The organism is Pseudomonas brassicae (assembly GCF_010671725.1).
Taxonomy (GTDB): domain Bacteria; phylum Pseudomonadota; class Gammaproteobacteria; order Pseudomonadales; family Pseudomonadaceae; genus Aquipseudomonas; species Aquipseudomonas brassicae.
Genome location: NZ_JAAHBU010000597.1, coordinates 1 through 2,488, shown reverse-complemented (window position 1 = coordinate 2,488; position 2,488 = coordinate 1). Strand labels below are relative to the sequence as shown.

Sequence of the window (2,488 nt, the reverse complement as noted above, 5' to 3'; positions counted from 1 at the left end):
CCGCCGCCCGCTGATTCTGGCCGGTGGTGGGGCCATTGCGGCCGGCGATGCGCTGGCCCGCCTGGCCGACTACCTGCAGGCGCCGGTTGCGCTGACCATCAATGCCAAAGGCCTGCTGGCCTCGCAGCACCCGTTGCTGATCGGTTCGACCCAGTCACTGCTGGCCACTCGCGCACTGGTGCGCGAGGCCGATATGGTGCTGGCCATCGGCACCGAGCTGGCCGAAACCGACTACGACGTCACGTTCAAGGGCGGCTTCGAAATCCCCGGCACGCTGCTGCGCGTTGATATCGATCCGGACCAGTGCGTACGCAATTACCCGCCCACCGTGGCGCTGGTGGCCGATGCCGGGCAAGCGGCCGATGCGTTGTTGCTGGCCCTGGCTGATCAGCCGGCACCGCTGCGCAGCAGCGACTGGGGCGCGGTGCGCGTCAGCCGTTTGCGCCAGGCCCTGGCCTGCGAGTGGGACCCGGCCACGCGCGCGCAAACGCTGTTCCTGCAGACCATCCTGCAGACCTTGCCCGAGGCGGTGCTGGTGGGTGATTCGACTCAGCGGTGTACACCGGCAACCTCACCCTGGACCTGGACCATCCGCGCCGCTGGTTCAACGCCTCCACCGGCTACGGCACCCTGGGCTACGCCTTGCCGGCGGCCATGGGCGCTGGCTGGGCAGCGCCGAGCAGCGTGAGCAGCGCTTGCCCGCCGTGTGCCTGATCGGCGATGGCGGCCTGCAGTTCACCGTGGCCGAGCTGGCCAGTGCGGTGGAGGCGCAGGTGCCGCTGATCGTGCTGCTGTGGAACAACCAGGGCTATGAAGAAATCAAGAAGTACATGCTCAACCGCGCCATCGAGCCGGTGGGCGTGGACATCCACACCCCCGACTTCATTGGCGTGGCCAAGGCCCTGGGCTGTGCGGCCGAGGCCGTGGGCAGTGTCGCGCAGTTGCGCGATGCCTTGCGCCTGGCGTGCGATCGCAGGGGCCCCAGCCTGATCGAAATCGACCAGGCGATCTGGATGCAGGCGGTGCAGCCATGCTGACCTTGCCGGGCATTTTTATCGATGGCGTATGGCAGCACGGTACGCAGGTGCTGACGGTGACCAACCCGAGTACCGAACAGCGGCTGGCCCAGGTTGCCGGCGGTGACGGCGAAGCCGTGGCGCGGGCCGCGCAGGCGGCGCAGGCAGCGTTTGCGCAGTGGTCGCGTACCACCGGGGCGCAGCGTGCCGAGCACCTGCGTGCAATTGCGCGTGGTGTTGAAGCGCGCCGCGAGCGCCTGATCGAGCTGCAGTCGAGCAACAACGGCAAGCCGCTGGCCGAGTCGGCCATCGATGTCGATGATGTAATTGCGACCTTCGACTACTACGCAGGCCTTGCGCAGGCGCTGGATGCACAGCAGGACCAGGCGCTGGCGTTGCCCAGCGAGGATTTCGTCGCCCGCGTACGGCGCGAACCGTGCGGGGTGGTGGGGCTGATCGTGCCGTGGAATTTCCCCATGGTGACCACCGCCTGGAAACTTGCCCCGGCGCTGGCGGCCGGTTGCTGCGCCGTGCTCAAACCGTCGGAGGTGACGCCGCTGGCGGAACTTGAACTGGCGCACATCATTGCCCAGAGCGGGCTGCCAGCAGGCGTGTTCAACCTGGTCTGCGGCACGGGGCTGGCGGTGGGCGCACCGTTGGCGAGCGATTCGCGCATTGCCAAGGTCTCGTTCACCGGCAGCAACGCGGTCGGGGTGCAGGTGATGCAGCGCGCCGCCGAGACGGTCAAGGGCGTGAGCCTGGAGCTGGGCGGCAAATCGTCGTTGCTGGTGCTGGAGTCTGCCGACCTGCAGCGTGCGATCGAGCTGGCGTGTGGCGGTGGTTTTTTCAATGCCGGGCAGATGTGCTCGGCGACCAGCCGGGTGCTGGTGGCCGACGCCCTGTACGACGCCTTTGTCGACGGCGTGCTGGCGCGCGTGGCGGCGATTCGGGTGGGCGATCCGTTTGCCGGCGAAACCGACATGGGGCCGCTGGTCAACCAGGCCCAGTACCTGCGGGTGATGGGCGCCATCGAGCGCGGTGTGCAGGCGGGCGCGAGCGTGTTGTGCGGGGGCAGGCGAGTGGAGCGGCCGTGCGGTTACTTCATCGAACCGACCGTCTTTGCCGATGTGCCGCTGGACAGTGCGCTGTGGCGCGAGGAAATCTTCGGCCCGGTGCTGTGCGTGAAGCGCGTGGGCAGTGAAGCGGAGGCCGTGGCGTTGGCCAATGACAGCGAGTTCGGGCTGGTGGCCAGCGTGGTGACGACCGATGGGCAGGCCGCGCAGCGGGTCGCCGACCAACTGCAGGCGGGGCTGGTGTGGGTGAACGCACCGCAAGTGATCTTCCCGCAGGCGGCGTGGGGCGGGTACAAGCAGAGCAGCCTGGGCCGTGAGCTGGGGCCGTGGGGGCTGAGTGCGTTCCAAGAGGTCAAGCACGTCGTGACGGCCGTGTAGCACCCTTCGCTGGCAAGCCAG

The 2,488-nt window shown here is 68.3% G+C and carries 1 protein-coding gene and 1 pseudogene; both read left to right on the top strand.

Annotation, left to right across the window (positions count from 1 at the left end):
- Positions 1–1,037: pseudogene (locus tag G3436_RS26470) on the top strand (thiamine pyrophosphate-dependent enzyme); the annotation flags it as partial.
- A complete protein-coding gene (locus tag G3436_RS26465; RefSeq protein ID WP_163951292.1) occupies positions 1,031–2,467 on the top strand; it encodes an aldehyde dehydrogenase family protein in 1,437 nt (478 codons plus the stop codon). The pseudogene G3436_RS26470 and the gene G3436_RS26465, both read left to right, overlap by 7 nt.
- The last annotated feature ends 21 nt before the right edge of the window (positions 2,468–2,488 follow it).